At 36.0% G+C, this 23,372-nt stretch carries 24 protein-coding genes; 23 read left to right on the top strand and 1 reads right to left on the bottom strand.

All coding sequences use genetic code 11. The features are described 5' to 3' along the window. Positions 1 to 170 precede the first annotated feature (170 nt). Positions 171 to 1,577, top strand: a complete 1,407-nt coding sequence (locus BR65_RS06940) for a uracil-xanthine permease family protein (protein ID WP_156098854.1) — start codon at positions 171 to 173, stop codon at positions 1,575 to 1,577. 422 nt (positions 1,578 to 1,999) lie between these two features. Here the strand turns inward: BR65_RS06940 and BR65_RS06935 are convergent, their stop codons facing one another. Beyond that, a complete protein-coding gene (locus tag BR65_RS06935) occupies positions 2,000 to 2,920 on the bottom strand; it encodes a nuclease-related domain-containing protein (protein ID WP_034537514.1) in 921 nt (306 codons plus the stop codon). A 281-nt stretch (positions 2,921 to 3,201) separates the two neighbouring features. Here BR65_RS06935 and BR65_RS06930 point away from each other — a divergent pair, with 281 nt between their 5' ends. The 22 genes from BR65_RS06930 to fliS all read left to right on the top strand — a co-directional run bounded on the left by BR65_RS06930 (position 3,202) and on the right by fliS (position 23,279). Beyond that, a complete protein-coding gene (locus BR65_RS06930) occupies positions 3,202 to 4,113 on the top strand; it encodes an aldo/keto reductase (protein WP_034537513.1) in 912 nt (303 codons plus the stop codon). Positions 4,114 to 4,440: 327 nt separating this feature from the next. Beyond that, positions 4,441 to 6,513 (top strand): methyl-accepting chemotaxis protein, encoded by a 2,073-nt coding sequence (locus BR65_RS06925; protein ID WP_244877156.1) that lies wholly within the window; start codon positions 4,441 to 4,443, stop codon positions 6,511 to 6,513. Positions 6,514 to 6,602: 89 nt separating this feature from the next. After that, positions 6,603 to 7,052, top strand: coding sequence for a chemotaxis protein CheW (locus BR65_RS06920; protein WP_034537512.1), 450 nt, complete (start codon positions 6,603 to 6,605; stop codon positions 7,050 to 7,052). 28 nt (positions 7,053 to 7,080) lie between these two features. Further along, positions 7,081 to 7,563, top strand: a complete 483-nt coding sequence (locus tag BR65_RS06915; RefSeq protein WP_034537510.1) for a chemotaxis protein CheD — start codon at positions 7,081 to 7,083, stop codon at positions 7,561 to 7,563. Between the two features lie 24 nt (positions 7,564 to 7,587). Then, the gene (locus tag BR65_RS06910) at positions 7,588 to 8,610 is read left to right on the top strand and encodes a protein-glutamate methylesterase/protein-glutamine glutaminase (protein ID WP_051932687.1); all 1,023 of its coding nucleotides are present in this window, start codon (positions 7,588 to 7,590) and stop codon (positions 8,608 to 8,610) included. Continuing rightward, on the top strand, positions 8,611 to 9,381 hold the full coding sequence (locus BR65_RS06905; RefSeq protein ID WP_034537509.1) for a CheR family methyltransferase: 771 nt from the start codon (positions 8,611 to 8,613) through the stop codon (positions 9,379 to 9,381). It begins immediately after the preceding gene. Positions 9,382 to 9,422: 41 nt separating this feature from the next. Beyond that, complete coding sequence (locus BR65_RS06900) at positions 9,423 to 11,492, top strand: chemotaxis protein CheA (protein WP_034537508.1); 2,070 nt, start codon at positions 9,423 to 9,425, stop codon at positions 11,490 to 11,492. Further along, positions 11,482 to 12,078 carry a chemotaxis protein CheC gene (locus BR65_RS06895; RefSeq protein ID WP_244877155.1) on the top strand — a complete coding sequence of 199 codons (597 nt, stop codon included), beginning with the start codon at positions 11,482 to 11,484 and terminating at the stop codon, positions 12,076 to 12,078. Before BR65_RS06900 ends, BR65_RS06895 begins: the two co-directional genes overlap by 11 nt. A 14-nt stretch (positions 12,079 to 12,092) precedes the next feature. Beyond that, complete coding sequence (locus BR65_RS06890) at positions 12,093 to 12,455, top strand: response regulator (protein WP_023179056.1); 363 nt, start codon at positions 12,093 to 12,095, stop codon at positions 12,453 to 12,455. 13 nt (positions 12,456 to 12,468) lie between these two features. Beyond that, on the top strand, positions 12,469 to 12,870 hold the full coding sequence (locus tag BR65_RS06885) for a chemotaxis protein CheW (RefSeq protein ID WP_034537504.1): 402 nt from the start codon (positions 12,469 to 12,471) through the stop codon (positions 12,868 to 12,870). 16 nt (positions 12,871 to 12,886) lie between these two features. Next, entirely contained in the window at positions 12,887 to 13,888 is a 1,002-nt protein-coding gene (gene fliM / locus BR65_RS06880; RefSeq protein ID WP_034537502.1) for a flagellar motor switch protein FliM, read from the top strand. After that, entirely contained in the window at positions 13,885 to 14,970 is a 1,086-nt protein-coding gene (gene fliY / locus BR65_RS06875) for a flagellar motor switch phosphatase FliY (RefSeq protein WP_034537500.1), read from the top strand. The genes fliM and fliY overlap by 4 nt, the downstream gene beginning before the upstream one ends. A 447-nt stretch (positions 14,971 to 15,417) precedes the next feature. Further along, complete coding sequence (gene flgM / locus BR65_RS06870; RefSeq protein ID WP_034537498.1) at positions 15,418 to 15,720, top strand: flagellar biosynthesis anti-sigma factor FlgM; 303 nt, start codon at positions 15,418 to 15,420, stop codon at positions 15,718 to 15,720. Further along, the gene (locus tag BR65_RS06865) at positions 15,720 to 16,088 is read left to right on the top strand and encodes a flagellar motor switch protein (RefSeq protein ID WP_034537496.1); all 369 of its coding nucleotides are present in this window, start codon (positions 15,720 to 15,722) and stop codon (positions 16,086 to 16,088) included. The genes flgM and BR65_RS06865 overlap by 1 nt, the downstream gene beginning before the upstream one ends. A gap of 12 nt (positions 16,089 to 16,100) precedes the next feature. Then, complete coding sequence (gene flgK, locus BR65_RS06860) at positions 16,101 to 17,522, top strand: flagellar hook-associated protein FlgK (protein WP_034537494.1); 1,422 nt, start codon at positions 16,101 to 16,103, stop codon at positions 17,520 to 17,522. Positions 17,523 to 17,525: 3 nt separating this feature from the next. Then, on the top strand, positions 17,526 to 18,449 hold the full coding sequence (flgL, locus tag BR65_RS06855) for a flagellar hook-associated protein FlgL (protein ID WP_034537491.1): 924 nt from the start codon (positions 17,526 to 17,528) through the stop codon (positions 18,447 to 18,449). 202 nt (positions 18,450 to 18,651) lie between these two features. Beyond that, on the top strand, positions 18,652 to 19,503 hold the full coding sequence (locus BR65_RS06850) for a flagellin N-terminal helical domain-containing protein (protein WP_034537488.1): 852 nt from the start codon (positions 18,652 to 18,654) through the stop codon (positions 19,501 to 19,503). A 135-nt stretch (positions 19,504 to 19,638) separates the two neighbouring features. Continuing rightward, positions 19,639 to 20,508, top strand: a complete 870-nt coding sequence (locus BR65_RS06845) for a flagellin N-terminal helical domain-containing protein (protein ID WP_034537485.1) — start codon at positions 19,639 to 19,641, stop codon at positions 20,506 to 20,508. A gap of 98 nt (positions 20,509 to 20,606) precedes the next feature. Then, a complete protein-coding gene (locus BR65_RS06840; RefSeq protein WP_244877154.1) occupies positions 20,607 to 20,978 on the top strand; it encodes a flagellar protein FlaG in 372 nt (123 codons plus the stop codon). Positions 20,979 to 20,982: 4 nt separating this feature from the next. Beyond that, entirely contained in the window at positions 20,983 to 22,467 is a 1,485-nt protein-coding gene (fliD, locus tag BR65_RS06835) for a flagellar filament capping protein FliD (protein ID WP_034537480.1), read from the top strand. A 46-nt stretch (positions 22,468 to 22,513) separates the two neighbouring features. After that, entirely contained in the window at positions 22,514 to 22,879 is a 366-nt protein-coding gene (locus BR65_RS06830; protein WP_034537477.1) for a hypothetical protein, read from the top strand. Positions 22,880 to 22,913: 34 nt separating this feature from the next. Further along, a complete protein-coding gene (gene fliS, locus BR65_RS06825) occupies positions 22,914 to 23,279 on the top strand; it encodes a flagellar export chaperone FliS (RefSeq protein ID WP_034537475.1) in 366 nt (121 codons plus the stop codon). Positions 23,280 to 23,372 lie beyond the last annotated feature (93 nt).

The raw sequence follows: 23,372 nt of genomic DNA, 5'->3' as shown, positions 1-23,372 counted from the left end.
TTCTTTTTTTGGATAAAAACACGAACATTATAAACCAGGTAAATGTAAAATAATTCGTTTTTAGGTCTTTACTTAACTCTTGTTTGAAGTTATACTATAAAAGTGTTAATTATTAACGAAATATAAGTGTATTATTAAAATTAATGTTCGTATTTAATAGGAGGGTTATTTTGGAAGAAAGAATGAAACGTCCAGCAGGAACAATCGTATTGCCGAAAAGAGAAAGAAAACAAGCGAAGGTCACACCGAAACCTGAATCCACTCTTATTTATCAAGTAGACGATAAGCCAGGATTTGTATTGATGACCCTTTTAGGATTTCAAAATATATTGACAGCCTTTGGAGGAATCGTAGCTGTACCTTTAGTGATTTCAGGTATGGCAGGGTTTGGAGTCGCGGACACCTCATATATGATTAGTGCAGCGTTGTTAGGCTCGGGTGTTGTTTCAATTATTCAATCTAAAGGAATTGGGCCAAAATGGTTTCGTGTAGGAGCCGGTCTTCCAACGATTATGGGAACCGATTTTGGATTTGTTGGTCCAGCAAATGCGGTTATCAACACAATGGGTGGCGGTATTGCTGGTTATTTTGGTGGAACGATGATGGGAGCCGTTTTAGAAATCATCTTGAGTTATTTTATTAAACCGCTAATGAAATTTTTCCCTCCTGTTGTTACAGGTACCGTTATTTCACTGATGGGATTAACGTTGATGCCTGTAGCCTTTGATTGGGTGGCTGGTGGAGTTGGTGCAGCCAACTACGGTTCGCCTCTTAATCTAGCAATTGCAACAATTGTCTTCTTATTGATTGTTTTATTAAATCATTATGGCAGTGTCAAAATTGGACCTGCAGCTGTTCTGATTGGGATCGTTGCTGGTTATGTCATGTGTATTCCGCTTGGAATGGTTGATTTTAATCAAGTTGCTCAAGCTAACTGGTTTGCTATGCCTCAATTGTTCAAATATGGTGTCAATTTTGATTTGAAATTTGCTATTCCGTTTATCTCAGGCTATCTAGTAACCGTTATTGAAACAGTGGGTGTTATGCAAACAATTGGAGCCGTAACAGAAACAGAATTAACGGATGAAGACATTGCAAATGGTGTTCGTGCAGATGGAGTCGGTTCATTTATCGGACCTGCAATGGGATCAGGTCCAGTAGCTACATTTAGTCAAAATGCTGGTTTAATTCCCTTAACTCGCAATGCTTCTCGTTCAGTAGCGATAACAGCTGGTGTCCTTTTAATGGCGATGAGCTTTTTACCTAAATTTGCGACGTTAGTTTCAATTATGCCTATGGCTGTACTTGGTGGAGCTGGAGTATTGATGTTTGGAAATGTAGCTGCTTCTGGTGTTAAATCATTATCACGTGTCAATTTTGACAACCGCAATTTGGTTATTGTCGCTGCTGGTTTGGGTGTGGGCCTTGGTGTATCATTCAGACCTGAAATTGTCGCTGGGCTACCAGGAATTCTTGGTGGATTATTCTCATCTGGGATTTCAGCTGGAACGATCGTTACCTTAGTTTTAAATATTATTCTTAAAGAAACTCCGGTGATGGAAAGCGAAACAGTTTAGCTAAAATACAAGACGTTCAGCATTCTATCTTATAGGTGGGTGCTGAACGTTTTTTTGTCGCCTTGTTGCTTATAAGAAGCCTCACTTTTACGTCATTAGGTACTTGACGTAAAAGTGAACCAACAAAATGCACTCACTCTTACGTCATTAGGTACTTGACGTAAAAGTGAACCAACAAAATGCACTCACTCTTACGTCATCAGGCACTTGACGTAAAAGTGAACTAACAAAATGCACTCACTCTTACGTCATCAGGCACTTGACGTAAAAGTGAACTAACAAAATGCACTCACTCTTACGTCAATAGGTACTTGACGTGAAAGTAGACCTAAAAAACGACCTCACTTTTCCGTGACTAAGCATTCTTCTCTAAAAGTGAGTATGAGGAATAGAGGAGTTATGTAAGTAACGGATAAATTGACTTATGATAGCTGTTTATCACTATAATAAGTCTTTTGCCCGGATAAATGATTCTGGTAATTCTTTTTTAATATCATTCGAATGCGTTCTTTGGAATAAACTTCTCCACACCATTGGTAAATCAAATTTGTCATAATAGGTTTATCAGGAAATAGGTCTTTGAATTCTATTATGCTACGTTCAATCACACTTGTAATGATTTCTTTGTGTCCACATATAGAACAAACGTAATTTTGTCTTGTGTCTATATGACTAGTTGAAAAACAAATTGGACATATGATTCCTTTCTTTAATTGATCAAAATGATAAGTAGGTAAATTATCAGGGCGATAATTTTCATTGTGTAACTTTTTAAGTTTATTCGCAAGTTCCAAATGTTCATTCTTTATTAATTTTTTTTGATTCGATAAAGCATTAAAGTGCTTAGGTAATTGATTTGAAAATAAGAATAACTTGTTTGGTAAGAAAGAGTAGAGAATAAAGTCTGGATTAATGAAAATAATAACGGGGTGTATGGGCAATGTATATCCTATGCGAAGCATCACATTTTGTAGATAAGTCACACTTCTGTCGATTTGTCTGAGTGGATTAAGAATTTGATAACCTGATTCTGTAAATAAAGACTCCTCTTTATAAAAGTACGAACCGGCATAATTTTTTACTTCATATAAGTAGACAGAATCATTTGTAATAAGAAGAGAGTCGATTTGGAAACTAGTATCTCGGTGGCTTAGTATGAGATCATTCAATACGAGTCCAGAAATTTTAGCTTGAGCCATGTAGGAATCAAATTGTATTTCACCAGCAAAACCCTTCACTTGATTTTCATAATTTGTTTTTTCTTCAGCTGTTAATCTCATTCGATAATTCAAAGACTCTAATACGCGGTAAGTGACTGATTTTGTGCGTTCTTTTAGTATCATTATTTTTGTGTGCTCCTTCATTTTGTTATCTCTCTATTAATATAAGAAGAAAGAGCAAAAATCATTTTTAATGTACTTAAAATTTGAAAGGATTTAAAAAATTCAGTAGTTACTTATAAAAGAAGCTTTATTCTTACGTCAACTAACATACACTGAGCAAAAAAAAGCAGTCTAATATGCAAATTGAACGAAGGTAATGAACATTCTATCTTTAGTAAAAAATAGTCAAAAGTGGTATACTGAAAACGATTTCTTAGATAAAAGAAAGAAGGTTAATGAATATGAAAAGAATGTTTTTAGGGAAAAGTGAATTAATGGTACCAAATATTGCATTAGGCTGTATGTCAATGGGGAAATTATCACCAGAAGAAGCTGATAAAGTAGTGAGAAATGCTTTAAACTTAGAAGTTGATTTTTTTGATTTAGCCGATATCTATGGTGGTGGAAAAGCCGAAGAAACGTTAGGAAAAGTAATCGAAATGGATCCTTCTCTACGAGAAAGAATGTTGATCCAATCTAAAGTAGGCATTCGAAAAGGGAGTTATGATTTTTCAAAAGAGCATTTAGTAACGAGTGTAGACGATATCTTGAAACGCTTAAATACAGATTACTTAGACGCGTTGTTATTGCACCGTCCAGATGCATTGGTTGAACCAGAGATCGTAGCTGAAGTTTTTGAAGAATTAGAAAAAAGCGGAAAAGTCCGCAATTTTGGTGTCAGCAACCACAATCCTTACCAGATTGAATTATTGAAAAAATATGTAAAGCAACCTTTAGTCGCGAACCAAATGCAGTTTAGTGCGATGCATACTGGTATGGTGGATGCTGGAATAAACGTGAATACTGAGTTTGATAATGGGATAAATCGAGATGGTGGAATATTGGATTATAGTCGTTTAGAAGATATGACATTGCAAGCGTGGTCACCGATCAAAAGCGGTGGAGATATCTTTGTGGATAACGAAAACTTCCCTGAAATAAATTCAAAGTTGAAAGAAATTGGTGAACGTTACGGCTTATCGAATTCAGCAACGGCTATTGCTTGGATTTTACGCCATCCAGCACATATACAAGCAATTGTTGGAACAATGACTCCAGAGCGTTTGACAGATTATGCAAAAGCTTCTGAAGTGCGCATCACACATGAAGAATGGTATGACATTTATCGAGCAGCTGGAAATAAATTGCCTTAAGCGATAAAAGTAACAAGTCTCAATAAATTGAATAAAACAAAACTAAGCATCCTTTTACTTTTCAGTATAAAAGGGTGCTTATTTTTTGATTTTTAGTGTTTGTACGCAATGTTAAAAATAATCAATCACTTTTTATTTCGATGGATAAGGTGTGACAACATTAAGAACAAATAAAAAAAGAAACTTAAACCCTTAAGAAAGAAAGGAAAATACCGATATGCTATTTAATAAACGTTTAAATAAAAAGAGCAATGAGAACTTTAATAAAATACAGTTAGTAAAAAAATATTGTTTTTAGAGAAGTTTTACATAAGGAGGAGCTTGTTGGTGAAGAAGCTACGTGAAAAGAAGAGTCAAAGGAAAAAAAGTATTAGATTGATGATCATCCCTACTTTGATTGTAATGATCACACTACCGATCATTATTGTGTTGGTCATGAATTATTACAGTACACAAAATTTGCTATCTCAGCGTATTGAACAAAGTGAAAAGAATCTAGCCACACAATTCACAACGCAACTAGACTGGATTGGTCAAGAATTAGAAAATACCATTAATTCTTTAGCCGAAAAGCCAGAATTTCAAGAAGTTGCTGAGGATGAAGATGCTCAGGCCTTCGTTCAAGAAGAATTACAATTTGTTTTGAACAATAGTATGTACATAGGAAATGCTTATTATGCACCTGAAAATCAAGAAGTCATGGGAACAGTTGAAGATTTAGACTCAGACTTTGATGCAAGTGCAACAACTTGGTACCAAAGAGCAGTCAAACGTAATGGCGCAATGATTTGGAGTGAGCCCTATCGTGATGCAAAGACAGGGTCTATGGCAATGACTCTTTCTAGAGCAATCATTGTAGATGACACTTTTTATGGTGTTTTAGCAATTGATTTAAACTTAGAGAGAATGAATACCTACTTAACTTCTATACAAAACGGCAATACTGGACACTTTTTTGTTCTTTCTGAATCAGGGGATTATTTGATGGATAATGATCCTAAGAAAATTGGAACGAATATTAGTGACAGTACCTTAGTCAAAGAGGCAACAGACCAAACAGGTTATATTTATGATGAAAATAATAATCAAGAAATTGACAGCTACTATGCTAAAGCCAGCCGATTAGGAATGACTGTGTATGGAGTAGTTGGCGAGGACGAAATGGCTAATGAAGTAAATGCTACAAAACGATCAGCTCTTATTGGTTTAGTTATCGGCATCATTATCGCCATACTAAGTGCATTGATGGCTTCAAAATATGTTATGACGATTGCCAAAGCATTGACTAAAGCTTTCAGTAAAGTTGAAGCTGGAGATTTGACTGCAGAAATTACCAGCGAAGATTTTAATATTCTACCAAATAAACCTTACTTTAAAGCGTTTAGAAAACGAAAAACAATTAATGAAAATAGTGATGAAATCGGAAGAATTGGATTTGCTTTTAATAAAATGATGCATCAATTCAGAGAAATGGTAGGAGGCATTCAACAAAAAAGCAATCATTTAACGGATATGACTCAAACATTGAACGATATTTCTAAACAAACCACTTCCGCAACAGAAGAAGTATCTGAAACAATCACGGGTATTGCTCAAGCAACAAGTATCCAAACACAAGATACTGAGGATACAGTAGGGAAAATGGAAGAATTATCTAAAACATTAGGTGAAATTGATCAAAACATCCAAAAAATGGGTCAACATACCGATGATACGACGATTGCAAATGGTAAAAACTCTCAAATGATGGCTGTCGTTCATGAGAATTGGGAAACCACGATTGAGACAATGAATAAATTAGGCGATAGTATTCACGATGTAAATGAAGATATTCAAAATATTGAAAAAATTGTTAAAGTTATTGATGGAATATCTGACCAGACTAATCTGTTAGCATTGAATGCTTCTATTGAAGCTGCTCGTGCAGGAGAAAGTGGTCGAGGATTTGCAGTTGTTGCTAATGAAATCAGAAAATTAGCTGAGAAGAGTGACGAATCAACAAAAGATATTGCAGCAATTATCAAAACAATCCAAGAAAAATCAAATGAAATGGTCAACAAAGTAGAACAATCCCATGCAGAAAGTGAAGTCCAAACGAAAACGATTAATGAAGCAATCGATTCATCAAATAAAGTAACGGATCAAATGGATAAATTGGTTGAAAGTATTATGAATGTAGCTAGCTTAGGCTTTGTTATCTCAGCTAAAAAAGATGAAACAGTGGTAGCGATTGAAAATATTGCTGCTTCAGCAGAAGAGAACTCAGCTGGAACTGAGGAAGTGTCTGCAAATGCGGAAGAAATTTTAGCTACAATGGAAGAATTTTCTTCAAGTATCGCCAAATTAGAATCTATTGCGAATGAATTAAAAGAAGAAACGAATCAATTTAAGTTGGATTAGAAAATAAAACAATGGGAATGGAATGTGGCGTATGCTCACAAAGTTGGTACACGTTCATTATCCTATAAATAAAACGGAGGAGTAGAATAATGGAAAAGTTTGTTGTGTTTAATAGTGGTGGTCAAAGTTTTGCCGTTCCAATCGAAGTAACTGAAAAAATCATTCATGTCGAAGAATTAACAAAGATCCCAGATACATCTGACTATGTATTAGGAGCGATAGATTACGGGGACGGTATTTTACCGATCATTGATTTAAGTGAACGGTTCTTCCAACGTAAAACAGAAGTGATCGATGAAACTAAAGTGATCGTTGTAAGTTGGCAAGAGAAAAAGATTGGTTTAGCAGTAGATAAAGTAACCACTATTCGTTCTTTTGACAATAGTGATCATGAAGTATCAGAGAAAAGAAATCAAGAAGCAGCTAGTTATGTGATGGCTTTTATCAGAACAGAAGAGGGCATCATTTTACAATTAGATGTGAATAGTATTTTTTCAGAATATGGCGAACATGAATTGCTGTCATTGATGAATCGATAAGAATGGTTAGAGGAATGGTGAAAGATGTATGGCAGATGAATTAAGGGTTGGGATCTCAGATTATAAAGTTGCACAACAACCTCAAACGTTAATAACAGTAGGGTTGGGCTCTTGTGTAGGCATTGCGCTCTATGATCCTAAAACAAAAATCGGCGGATTGAGCCACATCATGCTGCCTGAGAGCAGTGCGTTCAAAGATGCCAGCAAAGTTGAAAAATTTGCTGATTTAGCTATTCCTCACATGGTATCAGAAATAAATAAACGAACCAACAATAATCCGCTTGTGGCTAAAATAGCAGGTGGCGCAAGTATGTTTCAATTTTCTAAAGATCTTCCGCATGGAAGTATCGGAGATCGAAATGTACTTGCGGTTGAAGAAGTTTTGAAACAACTAGGGATTCCTTTATTAGCCAATCATACTGGAGGAAACATGGGCAGAACAATGAGCGTAGACTTAGCCACCTTTACAGTGAATATTCGAATGGTGAATAGAGAAATAATTGTACTGTAAACAGGGATAGGGGAGTAATAAAGAGTGAATATAAAAGTACTGGTTGTGGATGATTCTCCTTTCATGAGAAAAGTTATCAGTGAAACGATAGCGAGTATTGAGGGATTGGAAGTTATCGGGACGGCTAGAAATGGTCGAGATGCGCTAAAGGCAATTCCGCAGCTTCAACCTGATGTGATCACATTGGATATTGAAATGCCGGGATTAAATGGGCTAGAAACACTTGAGATCATAAAGAAAGATTACTCTATACCGGTTATCATGATGAGTTCGTTTAGCGGAGAAGACAATACAATCGCTGCTTTGGACTTGGGAGCAATGGATTTTATTGAAAAGCCACATGATATCAGAAATCAAACAGATGGATTCAAAAACGAAGTAGCAGATAAAATCAAACCTTTATTTGAACAGAAAAAAAGTGAACGACCACTAGAAACATCACTGTTGCAGGCAAATGAATTAGAAAAAAGATTACCAAAGAAAGTAAAAGCCATTACGATAGGTGCTTCAACCGGCGGACCTAAAGCATTGTTTTCGATTATTCGATCATTGCCGGAAAACTTAAGCTTTCCTATTTTTATTGTTCAACACATGCCAAAAGGATTTACAACGTCATTTTCTAAACGGTTGGACAAAGAATCTGCAGCAAATGTAGTAGAAGCCGAAGATGGTATGCCAATCAAAGGCGGTGTCGTTTATGTTGCTCCAGGTGGATACCATATGATTATTGAAGATAACTGCATCAAACTAAATGAAGTAGATAAGCTACATGGTGTGAGACCAGCTGTCGATTACTTATTTGAAGCTGCTGCTGAAGTTTATGGCAGTGATTTAGTCAGCTTTATTTTAACCGGAATGGGTCATGACGGAGCTCGCGGGTTAGCTAAAATTAAAAAAGCAGGCGGTTTTACAGTGGCTCAAAACAGAGAGACATCAATTGTTTATGGGATGCCAGGTAATGCGGTACAAAAAGGTGTTATTGACGAGATCGCCAGTTTAGATGAAATATCAGAATTGATCAATTGGATGATAAGGATGCGAAGCTAAATGTTGAATTTCGATTTTTTTTACGCGTGGACAAAAGAACATTTAAATATTAATCTAGAAGGATACAAAGAAAAACAGCTTCAAAGACGGATTGGCACGATCATGAAGAATACCGGTGCAGCAACGTTGGAAGAATATGCGGTTAAAATACAATCAGATCCTATAGTGAAAAAGAACTTTTTGAATTACATTACCATTAATGTAACGGATTTTTTCCGTAATAAAGAAGTGTTTGATGAATTCGAAGAATTGATGGTATCGTATTTAGAGCCAAAGTTTGGTGCTTTAAAAATCTGGAGTGCTGCTTGTTCTACCGGAGCAGAAGCTTATTCGTTGGCTATGATCATGACCAATCATAACATCAAGCATGCGGAAAAAATAACGGCTACAGATATTGATGAAACAATTTTAGCGAAAGCTAAAAAAGGAATCTACTCAAGTGTAGAAATCAAAAATGTTGATGAAAAGAATCGCCAGAACTACTTTACTCAAGAAGATAATGCATTTTATTTATCTGAACAAATCAAGAATAAAGTAGCTTTTAAAAAACATGATTTAATTGGGGACCGCTTTGGAACAGGATACAACGTGATCGTATGCCGCAATGTGACCATTTATTTTAAAAATGAAGTAAAAGAAGAATTGTACCAAAAATTCAGTGATGCATTGGTTCCTGGCGGCTTGTTTTTCACTGGAGCGACAGAAACCATTTATAGTCCAGAGAAGTACGGACTTATTAAACGAGCTTCTTTCATTTATGAAAAAATATAACACAAAAGAAACTACGAGAAACAATGAAAGGGAGGGACACTATGGACGAAAATAGTAAATACCTCGATTTATTTTTTGAAGAAACAGACGAACATTTACAAAGTTTGAATGAACAAGTACTTGAATTAGAAAACCATCCTGAAGATTCCAGTATTGTAGACGTTATGTTTCGGTCAGCTCATACGATTAAAGGAATGGCTGCAACAATGGGCTACGATACAATGGCTAAATTGACCCACAAAATGGAAAACGTATTTGATTTATTGAAGCAAAAGATCATTCCGGCCGATGCAACTTCAATCGCTCTAATATTTGATTGTTTAGATACCTTGTCTGACTTAGTGGAAGATTTAAGAGAAGGAAATGAAGCAGAACGCGATATCAAAAACTTGATTCAACGGTTGGATAATGTAGCTTCCGGTGATAGTTCTACAGCACAAGGAACAGTGATAATGGAACAAGAAACAAGTTCATCCCTTAATCTAGCCTTAGAAAATGTAGAAGACTCAGACTTAATGATCATTGAAGCAGCAAAAGAAGATGGTTACAATGCTTATGTATTGGCTATCCGAATTGATGAAGATAGTTCAATGAAAAATGCCCGCGTGTATCTTGTGATGAGTAAGTTGGAACAACATGGAGATGTGTTATATTCTGAACCAGGCACAGAAGTTCTTGAAAATGACGATTTCGGCAGTGTGTTTAAACTGATCTATGTCAGCAAATTGGATGAAGAAACAGTTTTCAACTTGGCGTTAGACAATAGTGAAATTGAAGAAGTATTGATTCAAACGGTTCAACAAGCAGAAGATTTAATCGTGAAAGAACCTGAAACGACTCCGTCTGAGCCGCAAGAAAATCAAGTGGAACAAACAGCAATTACAACCGTTGAAGGTGCTGCTAAACCTGCTCAAGTTGAAAAAACAACTAAAGCAAAAGGCCAAAGTCATGCAATGAATCAATCCATCAGAGTAGATATCGGAAAATTAGATTCCTTTATGAATTTAGTGTCAGAATTGGTAATCTACCGTACGCGATTAGAAGACTTAAGCGACCAAATGCAAGTATCTGAAATGAAAGAACCGTTGGACCACGTAGCAAGGATCAGTTCTGAATTACAAGATTTGGTTTTGAAAATCAGAATGCAGCCGGTCAGTACGGTAATGACTCGTTTTCCTCGCATGATCCGAGACTTAGCAAACGATTTAGGTAAAGAGTTTGAGTTGGTTATCGAAGGTGAAGATACGGAATTAGATCGTACCGTTGTTTCTGAACTAAGTGAACCCTTAGTGCATTTGTTGCGTAATTCAGCTGATCATGGAGTAGAAATGCCCGCTGATCGTGTAAAATTAGGCAAAGATCCAAAAGGAACCATTAAAATTACTGCTTATCAAGAAGGCAATCGAGTAGTATTGACGTTGAGCGATGATGGAAAAGGTGTTAATCCTACCATTATTAAAGAAAGTGCTGAACGAAAAGGGATCTCAACTGAAGGAATGAGCGACAAAGAGATCCAACAATTGATTTTCCATCCAGGATTTTCAACAGCTAAAGAAGTGACCAGTATTTCTGGCCGTGGTGTAGGAATGGATGCTGTTAAACAAAAAATCACTGAACTAGGCGGAACAGTTGAATTGGAAAGTGTAGTCAACCAAGGAACAGTTTTCAAAATCAATTTGCCTTTAACGTTATCGATTATTCAATCCTTGCTTGTAAAAGTGGGACAAGATTCTTTTGCAATTCCATTAGGGATCATCAAAACGATTGTTAAAGTAACCGAAGAAGACATTATCCGTATTCACAACCGTGAAGTCTATAAATACGAAGGGTTAGCTGTTCCGGTCGTTCGTTTGAACCAATCACTTGGTATTGAACCGATAGAAGAAACCAATCTGCACTTGGTATTGGTAAAACAAGGAGACAGCTACAATGCCTTGGTCGTAGACGATTTAGTCAGACAACAAGAAATTGTGATCAAAAAACTAGGCCAAGAATTGAGTATGCTGAAGAAATACTTAGGCGCAACCATTCTAGGAGATGGAAGCATCATTTTGATCTTGGATGTAACGGCTATTTGCAATGAAAGAATCGGTGAGTACAGTGAAGTCTAACTACTCAGCAGTGGAATTAGATGTACTAAAAGAAGTGATCAATATTGGTGGCGGACATGCAGCAACGAGTTTATCTCAATTGATTGAAAAACCGGTCCACATGACGGTTCCAGTTATTGAAATGATGGAATATGCAGATGTTTATGAGCAGATCATGCCGGAAGAAGCTGTGATAAAATCCGTCATCATTAAGATGATGGGAGATGCAGAAGGTGTCTTTCTTTTCACAGTCGATCAACAAGTCTCAGAGACGATCGTAGCTATGATGTTGCCGGAAAATACACCTTACTCGGAAGACTTGGCTAATTCAGCCTTGCAAGAGTTGGTAAACATACTCGTTAATTCATTTTTGAATGCAGTAATGAAACTAATGGATGCTAACTTGATCACGTCTGTGCCCATCATTATTGAAGATATGTTCGGCGCCATTATGAGCAGTGTGTATTTAGAACAAAACCAATACGATGATTCTATCATGATCATTAAAAATGAATTTTATTATTTAGGCGATCGATTAGAATCTTCATTGTATTTCGTCCCAAAACCAGGGATAATAGAAAAGATGTTAACAGCACTAACAGTTTGAGAGGAGAAAAACAAATGACAAAAAATGTAATGATCGTAGACGATGCAGCTTTTATGAGGATGAAATTGAAAGATATTTTAGAAAAGAATGGGTATAACGTAGTAGCAGAAGCACAAAATGGGATTGAAGCCGTTGAAAAATATAAAGCTGAAAAACCAAACCTAGTAACTATGGATATTACCATGCCTGAAATGGATGGGGTAGATGCGTTAAAAGAAATCAAAGCTTTTGACCCTGCTGCTCGTGTGGTTATGTGTAGTGCTATGGGACAACAAGGAATGGTTATGGACGCTATTCGTTCTGGAGCAGTCGATTTTATCGTAAAACCATTCGATAGTGATCGTGTAATCAAAGCTTTAGACAAAGCAAGTCTGTAAAGGTGACAAAAATATGCAGATGATTATTTTTACTTTAAACGAAAATTATTATGCCTTTTCATCTGAAAACGTTGAAGAGATAACAAATAAAATGCCTTGGACCCCAGTCCCTCAATCTCCAGCTTGGGTTCAAGGGCTTGTTAATCTGCGCGGAAATGTGATCACTTTGATAAATTTTTATAAATTGCTTTCTCCCAAGGATGAAATCGAAGAAATATGTTACAATAACATCATCATTGTGAAAAATGATGAGGAAAAGATAGCATTCATGGTAGATGAAGTCGCATGGGTTTTGGATATTGAACCGTCTGCTATTCAACAGTTGGATGATAAAACTGATGAGCTAGTGTCTAGCGTGATTCAAGTAAAAGACCAAATAGTGAGTGTCATCAACATGGAGAAACTATTTTTATAAAAATGAGGGATAACTAGTGAAGCAAGTTTTATCACAGCAAGAGATTGATTCGTTATTGCAAGCGGTAGAAAGTGGAGAAATTGATGCTAAAGGTTTAGACGAGCAAGAACAGGAAAAAAACAAGGTCAAAAGCTATGACTTTAGACGTCCTGTTCGTCTGTCAAAAGAATACATAAGTACATTAAATATGGTTTTCGAAGAATTCACTAAAATAATCGGTAATATACTTTCCACTCAAGTCAGAACTAATGTAGATGTGCAGTTAGCTTCAATCGAACAAGTCAGTTTTGATGAGTTTGTGCACTCGGTTCCGCGCTTTACGTTAATGGGATTATTCCATTCTGCACCATTAGAAGGAACGCAGATCATAGAAATCAGTCCGCAACTTTGTTTGCAATTGGTTGATTTGTTATGCGGCAGTATGGAAATTCGAGACAACGCAGAGGAAATGACGAAAGAAAGTTTTACCGATATTGAGATGGCAATCTTAGAAGAAGTATTAACGAATTTTGTTCATTCTTTTGAATTGGCTTGGCGTGATGTGGTAGAAATTAAAGGGACAATGGATTCAACAGAAACCAACCCTCAAATGATGCAAGCCATGTCTCCAAATGAACCAGTCGTTTTGGTCACATTCACAGTTGAATTGTTTAATGTTCGAACATTTATTAATTTATGTATTCCTTATATCTTTTTTGAAGGGATATTAGATAAATTAAGTTTACGCAATTGGTTCCATTCTGAAAAAGAAACCGACCATTCAGATAGTGGGAAATTAGAAAAAAGTCTGCATTCTGCCCCAGTAAACCTAGAAGTACTTTTAGGTGAAACAGTCATGACGTTGGAAAACTTTCTACAATTAGAATTGGGAGACATCATTCCTTTAGATGGTAAAACATCTGATCCGTTGATCTTATCTGTGGAAAAACTTCCACGCTATTTTGTTAAGCCAGGATTAAAAGGAAAAAACATGGCGGTTGAAGTATTACAGTATATTGGAGGAGAGACAGACGAATGAGCAGTGAAAAATTAACGCAAGAAGAAATTGATGCAATGTTGAATGGAAATGCCCCTATCCCTGAGCCACAAACAACTGACACACTTGACCAAACACAAGTAGATATTATTGGAGAAATTGGAAATATTTCCATGTCTCAAGCCGCTACGACATTGTCTTCGATCTTGAATCATCGAGTAACGATCACGACGCCTGTTGTGTCTTGCTTGAAATTCCAAGAAATCATTGACGAAAGTGTTGTACCAAAAGTAGTCACAACCATTAAATTTAAAAAAGGGTTAGCTGGCAGTAACCTGTTAATGATGAATGAAAAAGATGCGATTATTATTGCGGATCTCATGATGGACGGAAACGGTGATGCTGAAGGAAAAGAATTTACGGAGCTTGAATTAAGCGCTGTAGGAGAAGCCATGAACCAAATGATGGGTTCTGCTGCTACCGCTATGGCGACCATGTTGGAACGCATTGTAGATATTTTCCCGCCAGATGTTGAAGTATGGAAAGACCAAGAACACACCAACTACGACAAAATTAGTGGAGATACGACAGTCTGCAAAATTGCTTTTCAGATGACAGTAGATGACTTGATTCAAAGTGAAATCATGCAGATCTTTACTCTTGAGACGGTAAGAAACATCTCAAAAATTGTGTTAGCAGATGAAGGTGAAGTGATTCAAGACCGTGAATTGCCGGCCAAACCTGAAGCCCCTACTGTTCCAATCGAACCGGCTACTAGCCAAGTACTGCAAAGCACAGAAGGTAAAATCGCAATTCAAAAACCTGAGTTCCAAGAATTGACACATGCTGGCAGTTTGAAGACTCCAAGAAATTTAGATTTAATTATGGATGTGCCATTGCAATTCAGCGTTATGCTGGGCGAAAGCAAAAAAACCATCAAAGACATTTTGTCTTTAGGAACCGGATCAGTTGTGGAACTAAACAAAATGACTGATGAACCTTTAGAAATTTATGTAAATGGAAAATTAATCGCTGAAGGCGAAGTGGTTGTAATCAATGAAAGCTTCGGAATTCGAATCACCAACATTTTAAGCAAAGAACAACGCATTCAACATTTGAACTAATTATGTACGAAAATGGGAAAAGCCAGAATGAATTGTTCTGGCTTTTTTGTTTTATCTTGAATATTGGAAAAGTAACCGCTAGTATAGAAGAGACTAGTGTAGAAGAGTCTAGTTTATAAACAGATGTACATAAAAAAATGTTTCATAAATAGTGTTGGTGCTTCAAAAGAAATTTCTTCTGGAATGAACGGGTTTGCTTGTGTAAAGCTAATGGGACCTCCTGAAGCTTCAAGTAAGAGGCTCAAATGATTTCACAACACTAATAATTATCAACCTGTAAATAATAAATTGAAGAGGTTTTTTTAAATCTAAGACTTAAGTATCTTAAAAAGCTGCCGATAGTAAACATGTAAGGCAAAATTGCCGATAGATAACAACTAACTTAATTCAAAAACTAAGTCAACTAATCAAAAACTTGAGACCATGCACAAGAAAGGAGCACCACCAATGAAAATAGGAAATAATGGCTACAACCAATACGTTAATAATGTCCGTCAAAATCAAGAAAACACACCTAGCAAAGGTTTAACTAAAACGAATGCAGACATTAATGAAGAATCAGTAACAGTTAACATTTCGGATGCAGCTAAACAATTGGCAAAGATTAAATCAACCGATACTGTAGCAATGTCATCAAATGTAGAAGCAATTAAAAAGGCTGTATTAAATGGTACCTATGACGTCTCACCTGAAAAAATTGCGAATGGCATGATGCAAGCAATGAACAACCAAAGGGAGTTTACTAAGTAATGAATAAAGAAACGACTGCACTTGAGACACTACTGAAATTTAAAAATGTTCTTATAGATGAAAAAGAAGCATTAATTAAAAATGATAGTGCAAAAGTAAAAGCTCTTGTGGAAAAAAAACAACTATTCTTAGACAGTCTTCCGACACTAATAACAGAAGGATTAACAAAAGCAGACCTTATTGAAGTGGTGGAAGACATTAAAATTTTGCAAGAAACAAATTTAACTCTAGCAAAACAAGCTTTGCAGTATCAAGAAACAATGATGGAAGCTATTACTAAAGGGGTTAAAACAGGTGGGTCTACTTACTCCAAACAGGGAGACTATAGTACCACACAACAAGCTAATCTTATTGACCAATCCCTATAATGAGGTGAAAGAATGTCAGGTTTATTCGGAACATTAAACAATGCAACCAAAGGCTTGAATGTACAACAATCCGCTTTACAAACAACCAGCCACAATATCTCCAATGCGAACACAGTAGGTTACTCTAGGCAAAAAGTTACTATGGTAGCTGATAATCCGTATACATTAGGAGGAATTGGTCAACTCGGTACAGGTGTCAGAATTTCTTCTATTGACCGCATCGTTGATCCTTATGTGAATAAACAATTAAGAAATGAAAACTCTTCTTTAGAAATGTACAGTAAAAAGTCTGAAGTGTTAGGTCAATTAGAAGGGATCTTTAACGAACCTTCTACAACGGGATTAAACAATAATTTAAGCCAAGTCTTTTCTTCATGGACTTACTTAGGTTCTAACCCTGAACTTGCGACTGCTAAAACAATGGTAGCTCAAAACTCAGAAACGTTCACGGATACCTTACACCATATGTCTAATCAAATCGATAGTCTTCACGAAGGTACGGTTCAAGATATTGAAAAAAATGTGTTAGATTTTAACGCAAAGGTAGAGCAATTAGATTCACTAAACAAACAAATTTTCAATATGACTTCTCAAGGTCAAGCTCCTAATGATCTATTGGATCAACAAGATAAAATCTTGAGCGAATTAACAGGAATTGCTGGAGTCGAGGCTAGCTATGATAAGTTTAATCGTGTAAGTGTGACGGTTGGTGGAGAATCTGTTTTAACCGAAGATTCTATTTCTAAAATGAGTGTTGCGCCAGACCCTGCTGGACAATTAGTAGTAAATGAAACCAACATCGCTATTACTTCTGGAAATATTAAAGGATCTCAAGAAGCGTTAACTGAGATCGATACTAAAAAACAAGAATTAAATGAATTAGCTTATACTTTTGCAACAGCTGTAAACAAGGTACATAGCAATGGCGAAGAAGGAATACCTTTCTTTGATTTAGGAGAAGATGAGAATTATGCTGCATCGATTCAAGTGAATAAAGAAATATTAGCTGATACTTCTAAAATCAATGCAGGAAAAAATATTGAAACTGTAGTAAGTGGAGATGGTACACGTGCCCAAGCCATTGCTGCTTTACAAAACACAAAATTAGACTATCCTGTTAATCCAACTGAAATTGAATACGATCCAACCACAATGACAATTAAAAATCAAAATGGCGGATCAACTGTTTCTGGTGCTTATAATGACAGTGTTACACAAATGGGAATTGTGAAACAACAATCGGATAATATGGTAGACAGTCAAGAAAGTTTAGTTAGTCTTCTAGAAGCCCGTAGAGATTCTGTTTCAGGTGTTTCAATTAATGAAGAAGTAACCAATACAATTGCCTATCAAAGTGCCTTTGAAGCCAATTCTCGAATTATTTCAGTTGTTTCAGAAATGCTAGATACGCTAATCAACCGAACGGGGGTATAGGAAATGCGTGTAACCGATTCGTTAATGTCGAAAAGTTTTTTGCGCAATCTTTCGGCTAATACAACAAATGTTATGAAATACCAAAATCAATTGTCAACGTTAAAAGAAGTCAGTAAACCTTCTGACGATCCGCTAAAAGTGTCAAAGATATTAGATTTAAATAATTCAATTATTCAAAATGACCAATATAAAACAACCATCAATGACGCGATTCAATGGACCAATGTACAAGATTCTGCATTAAGCAGTGCTACAGAATCGATGCAACGCATCAAAACACTGATTCAATACTCAGCCAATGGCACACTTAGCCATGAAGATCGTCAAGCCAATAAAGCCGAAATTGAATCTGAAATCCAAGGAACTGTTGATGCATTGAATACCAATTTTGGTGGACGCTATGTTTTTGCAGGAAAAAACACCACAGAGAAGCCATTTGAAGTACAAAAAGACGAAGCTGGTGAAATTACTGGGATTACTTATAGTGGAACAGCTGAAGGTAATGGAAATCTATCACGTGAAATTGCACCAGGTGTTTCGGTGGAATTGAGTACGGATGGTCGTAACTTTATGAATGCACAAAATGCGGATGGTTCAGATAATATAGGTTCTTTCTTTTCTGAGGTATTAACTGCTCTAGACGCAGATGACACAGAAAAATTATCTGGCTTATTAGACAGAGCAGATCAAGAAATTGAAAATGTCGTATCGAATCGTTCTAAAACCGGATCTATCTTTAATCGATTAACTGCGACATTAGAGCGTAATGACAGTGAAAAACTTAACCTTAAAACGATGTTATCTGAAAATCAAGACATTGACGTAGCTGAAAAATATATGCAATTCACCATGGAAAAATCAGCTTATGAAGCATCTTTGTCTATGGGAACTAAAATATTGCAAACAAGCATATTAGACTATCTTTAAGATAGTCTTTTTTTATTTAATTTATAAAAAAGACTTAACTCTTAATTTGCTCTGCCGATATAAGAAGTATCAGGCAAGCTTATTTAAATAAAACATGATTGTTCAGTAACATAGAAAAAAAGCTTAATAGATAAAGAAACATACCGATATAAGATGTAGAAGGCAACACCTTCACAAAATAGACTTTAGGAGGAAATACAACATGAGAATCAATACAAATACAGCAGCAATGAATACTTACTCTCAATTAACATCAGCTAACGCTTCAAAAAGCAGCTCATTAGCTAAACTATCATCAGGATTACGTATCAACAAAGCTGGGGATGATGCAGCAGGATTAGCAATCTCAGAAAAAATGAAAAATCAAATCAGCGGTATGAATCAAGCTTCACGTAACGCTCAAGATGGAATTTCATTGATTCAAACAGCTGAGGGTGGATTAACAGAAACACACAGCATCTTAAATCGTATGCGTGATTTAGCTGTTCAATCTAAAAACGATACGAATACTGACGAAGATAGAGGAGCTATCCAAAAAGAAATGGATTCTCTTACTAAAGAAGTAGACCGCATTGCAAATCAGACAGAGTTTAACGGAAAAAAATTATTAACTGCAGATGATGGTACTAGTGGTACTAGCTTCACTTTCCAAATCGGTGCTAACAAAGGACAAGATATTACGTTAAGTATATCTAATATGACAGCTAGTGAATTAGGAGTAGGTACGGGTACAGGCGACACAATGACTGGTCCAGATGTATCGACTGCAGCAGCTGATTTTGATAAAGTAATTGAAGATTTAGATACAGCAATTAGTTCAGTATCAACAGAACGTGCAAATTTAGGTGCAACACAAAACCGTTTAGACCACACAGTTTCTAATTTAGCTACAACTAAAGAAAACCTTTCAGAGGCAAATTCTCGTATTACTGATGTAGATATGGCTGAAGAAATGATGAGCTTCACTAAATCAAATATCCTTTCTCAAGCTTCAACAGCAATGTTGGCACAAGCTAATCAAATGCCTCAAGGCGTACTACAATTATTACAATAAAAATTTGAATCAGTCAGTAAGTATAAAAGTTGAAATAAATAATTTTTATTTCAACTTTTATATTAACGAAACTAAAAATCGTCCGATATAAACCAAGAAAAGCAATTAAATTTTAAACTTAGGAGGAACAATATAATGAGAATCAATACAAACACAGCAGCAATGAATACTTACTCTCAACTAACTTCAGCTAATGCTTCAAAAAGCAGTTCACTAGCTAAATTATCATCTGGACTACGCATCAATAAAGCTGGGGATGACGCAGCAGGTTTAGCAATCTCTGAAAAAATGAAAAACCAAATCAGTGGTATGAATCAAGCTTCACGTAATGCCCAAGATGGAATTTCATTGATTCAAACAGCAGAAGGTGGATTAACAGAAACACACAGTATCTTAAACCGCATGCGTGATTTAGCTGTTCAAGCTAAAAATGATACGAATACTTCTGAAGATAGGGGAGCAATCCAAAAAGAAATGGATTCATTAACATTAGAAGTAGACCGTATTGCTAACCAAACTGAATTTAATGGTAAGAAACTATTAAAAGAAGGAGCTGCAGGAGAAGGAAGTAGCTTTACTTTCCAAATCGGTGCTAACAAGGGACAAGATATTACGTTAAAAGTAGCAGACATGACAGCAGCATCTCTTAAAGTTGGAACTGTTACAGATGGTGTATTAGATGTAGCAGATAAATTAGACGTTTCAACTGATACTTTATCAGCAGCTGATTTTGATACAGTTATTGGAAAACTTGACGATGCAATTAGTTCAGTATCAACAGAACGTGCAAACCTAGGTGCAACACAAAACCGTTTAGATCACACTGTTTCTAACCTAGCTACAACAAAAGAAAACTTATCAGAAGCTAATTCTCGTATTACTGACGTAGATATGGCTGAAGAAATGATGAGCTTTACTAAATCAAATATTCTTTCTCAAGCTTCAACAGCAATGTTGGCACAAGCTAATCAAATGCCACAAGGCGTACTACAATTATTACAATAATAATTGCATGAAAACTTTGAAGCACAATAAAAGCCGGCATTGTGCCGGTTTTTTATTTATAGTAAACTATATGATGTTGAGAAATGGAGTTGTCAGATATGGATATTATACAAGCTGTCACTAAATCTCTTCAAATTCGTCCAGTAGAATCGAATGCAATCCATCAATCGGGTATACAAAAATCATACATAAAAGGAACGTCAGGTACAAAAGAAATAAATGAACCTATAATCGTTTCTGAAATATCTAAAGAAGAACTGGAACAATCTATAGAAAAAGCCAATCAGTTCTTATTGGGGCTAAATACACAATTTGATTTTAAAGTGCACGAAGGTACAGGTAGAACAGTTGTTAGATTGGTCGATAAACAAACAGAAGAAGTAGTAAAAGAGATTCCTCCAGAAAAAATGCTTGATGTTATTGCGGGCATTTGGGATATGGCGGGAATCATAATAGATCGAAAGGAGTGAAATAATGGCTGGTAGTATTAGTTTTTTAGGATCGTATTCAGGTATCGATTCAGCAACAATTGACTCAATGATTGAAGCCGAATCTGGTAAGCTTGTTCAATATACAAACAAGCAAACAAGCATTACAGCAGAAAAAAATGCTTGGAAAGATATCAATACACGGTTAGATAGTTTGTTTACAAAGCTAGGTACTCTCGGAGAGGATAAAACCTTCCAATCAAAACTAGCAACATCCAGTGACGAAAGTAAAGTTAGCATTATGGCCAATACTGATTCAACAGCAAGTGATTATAGCATTGAAGTATCTCGATTAGCAACTGCAACCCAAACAACATCAGGTGTTATTAGTTCAGCTGCTGGAAAAACAATTAAAGAAAGTTTGGGGCTAACCGGAACATTTACCATTATAAATCAAGAAGAGACCGGACCAGAAGTAGAGGGTGAAACGCCTAAAGCAGGATTTGAAATTAAAATTTTAGAAAAAGACAGCTTGAAAGATATCGTTGGCAAGATCAATGAAGTGTCAAAAGAAACGGGTATACAAGCCAAAATTGTTGATAACCGAATTGTTATGACAGATAGTAAAATGGGCGAACGCACAATGTCGTTTGAAGGTACATTAACTGCTGGTGGCAAAACAGACACAGGCAGTATGATTGATGAACTAGGGTTAGGAGCAAGCTCAAAACAAGTGGCTGGACAGTCAGCGCTACTTAAGATAGACGGTATTGAAATGACTCGCGATACCAATAGTATCACCGATGCTGTCGAAGGTTTAACACTTGAACTAAAAGGCGTAACGGAAGCCTCTAAACCTATTACTATTGGTATTAAAGAAGATACAGATACGTCAGTAAAAGCATTTCAGGAATTTGTAGATCAGTACAATTCAACCTTAACATTTATAGGCGATCAATTAGACGTAGGGGATCCTTCAGCAGAAGGGAATACTACTGGAGCACTAGCAGGTGATAGTTCTTTAATGCGGTTGCAGTCAAGTTTACGTTCTTTAATGACTCAAAGCGTGAGCACTGGAAATGCTGCATACAACAATTTAGAATCAATTGGGATTTCAGTAGACCGTTATGGTGCCGCAACTCTTGATACAGGAAAATTAAAAACAGCATTAGCAGATGATCCAACAGCGGTGAAAAAAGTGTTATTCCAAACAACTTCGACTGAAACAACTAATATAGATGCGGATGGTAAAGAAACTATTGTAACCACTGAAGCTGAAGTGGGTATGGCTCAAAAAATGCGTGCACTAGTGAATACGTATATTTCAGAAAAGACTGGAATTATTGCAACTAAATCTGACACTTATGATAAATCACTAAAAGACCTATCTAGCAGTATTACAAAATTCAATGAGCGTCTAGTGAAAAAACGTGAAAATTACGTTGCTATGTTTACCCGCTTAGATACAGCTATGATGGAAGCTGAGTCGCAACTTGCTTACTTACAAAGCCAATTTAGTACAGCAGACTAAAAGGTACTTATACTTAATAAAGCAATTTAAGAAAGGAGTGCTCACTATGACAACCGATACTCAATGTGCTAAACTTCGAACGGATGTATTGGAAAACATTAAATCTTTACTGGATTCATGGAATGGAAGTACAGAAGACGCTGTAACACTGATATCTGAAAATGAACGAAACATGAATCAATTAAAAAAAATTGAAGAGCAATTAAGTGAAGATGAGGCATTTCAGTACACTTCAGTTGAAAAACAACTTCTTACTGTAATTATTCCGAAACAACAACAAATGATTGCCGCTATTCGTGGCGAAAAAATAAGCTTGATGAATAAAATGAAACAAATCAATCAAAAAAATAAAGTTAGAGATAATTATGTGTCGGTGCAACGTGCTCCGTTATTTGTAGACAGAGGTATCTAGTAACAATTAAATTGAATAGTAGGGGGTAGAAACAATGTACCAAAAAAATGGATCAGCGATTTATAAAGAAAATCAAATTTTGAATGCATCTCCAAAAAAATTGATTGTCCTTTTATATGAAGGTTGCATCAAAAATTTGAAATTAGCTGAAATCAGTATTGCTGAAAAGAATATTGAAAAAACGAATCAAGTATTGATTAAAGCACAAGATATCATTGCTGAATTGATGAATACGTTAGATTTTGAAAAAGGCGGAGAGGTCGCAGAAAACCTTTATCGCATGTATGAATACATCGCTAGTGAATTGATCAAAGCAAATGTGTCAAAAAATGCAGAAGATGTGAAGCGCAGCCGCAAATTAGTAGAAGAACTACGTGACGCTTGGATTGAAATAGAATAAGAACCAAAACGACAAGTGTTGATTTTTTGACACATTCTTTTTGTGCAGTAAAATAACGTGATCAATTAAATGGAATTAGCTCTCCTTACTTAA

Origin of the sequence: Carnobacterium inhibens subsp. inhibens DSM 13024, from assembly GCF_000746825.1 — a bacterium.
Lineage (GTDB): Bacteria > Bacillota > Bacilli > Lactobacillales > Carnobacteriaceae > Carnobacterium_B > Carnobacterium_B inhibens.
This window is presented reverse-complemented; position numbering and strand designations above follow the sequence as displayed.

Excerpts from the sequence above, each read along its gene's own strand:
- BR65_RS06935 (WP_034537514.1), bottom strand. The coding sequence starts at position 2,920 with ATGATACTAAAAGAACGCACAAAATCAGTCACTTACCGCGTATTAGAG.
- BR65_RS06930 (WP_034537513.1), top strand. The coding sequence starts at position 3,202 with ATGAAAAGAATGTTTTTAGGGAAAAGTGAATTAATGGTACCAAATATT.
- BR65_RS06920 (WP_034537512.1), top strand. The coding sequence starts at position 6,603 with ATGGAAAAGTTTGTTGTGTTTAATAGTGGTGGTCAAAGTTTTGCCGTT.
- BR65_RS06915 (WP_034537510.1), top strand. The coding sequence starts at position 7,081 with ATGGCAGATGAATTAAGGGTTGGGATCTCAGATTATAAAGTTGCACAA.
- BR65_RS06905 (WP_034537509.1), top strand. The coding sequence starts at position 8,611 with ATGTTGAATTTCGATTTTTTTTACGCGTGGACAAAAGAACATTTAAAT.
- BR65_RS06900 (WP_034537508.1), top strand. The coding sequence starts at position 9,423 with ATGGACGAAAATAGTAAATACCTCGATTTATTTTTTGAAGAAACAGAC.
- BR65_RS06890 (WP_023179056.1), top strand. The coding sequence starts at position 12,093 with ATGACAAAAAATGTAATGATCGTAGACGATGCAGCTTTTATGAGGATG.
- BR65_RS06885 (WP_034537504.1), top strand. The coding sequence starts at position 12,469 with ATGCAGATGATTATTTTTACTTTAAACGAAAATTATTATGCCTTTTCA.
- fliY (WP_034537500.1), top strand. The coding sequence starts at position 13,885 with ATGAGCAGTGAAAAATTAACGCAAGAAGAAATTGATGCAATGTTGAAT.
- flgM (WP_034537498.1), top strand. The coding sequence starts at position 15,418 with ATGAAAATAGGAAATAATGGCTACAACCAATACGTTAATAATGTCCGT.
- BR65_RS06865 (WP_034537496.1), top strand. The coding sequence starts at position 15,720 with ATGAATAAAGAAACGACTGCACTTGAGACACTACTGAAATTTAAAAAT.
- flgK (WP_034537494.1), top strand. The coding sequence starts at position 16,101 with ATGTCAGGTTTATTCGGAACATTAAACAATGCAACCAAAGGCTTGAAT.
- flgL (WP_034537491.1), top strand. The coding sequence starts at position 17,526 with ATGCGTGTAACCGATTCGTTAATGTCGAAAAGTTTTTTGCGCAATCTT.
- BR65_RS06850 (WP_034537488.1), top strand. The coding sequence starts at position 18,652 with ATGAGAATCAATACAAATACAGCAGCAATGAATACTTACTCTCAATTA.
- BR65_RS06845 (WP_034537485.1), top strand. The coding sequence starts at position 19,639 with ATGAGAATCAATACAAACACAGCAGCAATGAATACTTACTCTCAACTA.
- BR65_RS06840 (WP_244877154.1), top strand. The coding sequence starts at position 20,607 with ATGGATATTATACAAGCTGTCACTAAATCTCTTCAAATTCGTCCAGTA.
- fliD (WP_034537480.1), top strand. The coding sequence starts at position 20,983 with ATGGCTGGTAGTATTAGTTTTTTAGGATCGTATTCAGGTATCGATTCA.
- BR65_RS06830 (WP_034537477.1), top strand. The coding sequence starts at position 22,514 with ATGACAACCGATACTCAATGTGCTAAACTTCGAACGGATGTATTGGAA.
- fliS (WP_034537475.1), top strand. The coding sequence starts at position 22,914 with ATGTACCAAAAAAATGGATCAGCGATTTATAAAGAAAATCAAATTTTG.